Here is a 2,034-nt window from a genome sequence, read left to right on the forward strand (position 1 = left end):
CTAAATGCGACAACTGTGACCGGGACTACGACAGGGACAGGTTGGCCTCACTGGCCATAACCCTCCGTGGCATCGATCTGTGCGGAGACCCGTTCCCCGTGAGTGCGTTGGCCTCTTGGCAATCTATGAAGAATGAATACCTGTACATCAGAGATTAACCTGAGATCCCTGAAGCAGGTTCGACTGAGACTGCCTACGCTACGAACTGGACAGGTGCACAACATTGCACAATGTTTTGAGAACGGTAAATGGCCTTGATAATATTAACACTTTTGATCTGTCCAATGCAGTGTTGATAAAGAGGAATAATAATTATTACATCAATATAACAGCATATAAGAATAAGTTAAATACAGAAACGAATCAAATACTGTCATTTGACTTAGGAATAAAGAATCAGTTGACACTGTCCAGTGGATTGCAATTGAAATATAGTATAGAGAAAACAAAAAAAGAGAAGAGAATACAGAGAATACTATCTAAGAAAGTTAAGGGATCCAACAATTACAGAAAATTGAAAGTTAAACTGAATAAGGAACATGATAAAACAAAGAACAGGAGAACAGATACCAGGAATAAAATAGTCCATTATCTAACATCCAACTATAATATAATAATAACACAGAATGACAGTATAAGTGGATGGCAGAGAATATTTGGAAAAAGGATAGAATCTACCGATATAGGGGGAATAATCGAAGCACTTAAGCATAAGGCTTCAACCCTTATATTATTGTACAGGTTCATTCCCACCACTAAGGAATGTTCTAAATGCCATAATAAATATGATATAAAATTAAATGAGAGAATATATAAATGCAGTAAATGTGGATTAATAAGTGACAGGGACTATAATTCCACACTGAATGATATTTATTATGGAACTAAAACACATAAATTCAAAAAATTAAAAGTACCTGTGGAGTACAGGGAATTTAAGCCTGATAGAGATAATGCCTCTACACTTAAAGGATTTAATGTAAGTCCATATGTAAGTGCAAGTTTTGTCAGTGAAACAGGAAGCCTCAATGTTTTAACATGAGGTAGCTCACTGGTAATCTCCCAGTTCCCTTATCTGTGTTCCTTTTCCGGACAGTATGGAATCTACCAGTTCAGAGGCGAATCTGATATTTGTTATAAGAGGTATATCCTTCTTAATTCCAAGGTTCCTGATAGAGAATCCATCCCTAATTGACCCATATGATTCTGAGGGCGTGTTTATTATCATTGATATATCCTCATTTCTTATTATTTCACTGATTCCCGGCGACCTGAGATCCTTTACCCTGTAAACGACAGTGGCCCCAATCCCGGCTCCCTTGAGGGCACTGTATGTTCCAGGAGTTGCGTATATTTTCACACCCTTTTTATCCAGTTTGCGACCTATTTTTATGGCTTCATCCTTATCCATATCATTTACGGTAATTATGACGGATTTTAATTTAAAATCCCTTTTCATTATGCGTATCACCTTGGACATTGATTCCTGGAACGTTTCACCGCAGCACATGGCCTCCCCTGTAGATTTCATTTCGGGACCAAGAATGACATCCATATCCCTGAATCTCTTGAATGGAAATACAGGAACTTTGATGAAGAATGCTTTTGCTTCTGAATACTTTATATCTGGATCAATGCCGAGCATAGCCTTTATTCCATAATCCACCCAGTTAATCCCTGTAGCCTTTGCAACAAATGGAATAGACCTGGAAGACCGTGCATTCAGTTCAATTACATATATTTCGTTGTCTTTTATGGCTATCTGGAGGTTAGAAAGACCTGAAAGGTTGAAATTTACCCTCATTTTCTCAACTATGTCCTGGATTCTGTTCAGTGTTTCCTTATCAATCCTGCCTGGCCCAAGAACCATAGTAGCATCACCTGAATGGGTTCCAGCCTCTTCTATGTGTACTGAAATTCCTGCTATTACTGATTTTTTACTGGAAGATATGAAATCCACATCAATTTCGGTTGCATTTTTCAGGTACCTGCTTACCAGCACTGGAGATCCCGGGCGATCTATGAACAATTCTT

Annotated in this window: 1 protein-coding gene and 1 pseudogene; one reads left to right on the top strand and one right to left on the bottom strand. The window is 38.2% G+C overall.

Annotation, left to right across the window (positions count from 1 at the left end):
* The first annotated feature begins 223 nt into the window (after positions 1-223).
* Positions 224-1,042: a transposase gene (locus AMDU4_RS09785; protein ID WP_021787823.1), complete on the top strand. Its 819-nt coding sequence runs from the start codon at positions 224-226 to the stop codon at positions 1,040-1,042.
* A 6-nt stretch (positions 1,043-1,048) separates the two neighbouring features.
* Here the strand turns inward: AMDU4_RS09785 and AMDU4_RS09790 are convergent.
* A pseudogene (locus tag AMDU4_RS09790) lies at positions 1,049-2,034 on the bottom strand (ATP-grasp domain-containing protein); the annotation flags it as partial.

This window comes from Ferroplasma sp. Type II (assembly GCF_000496155.1).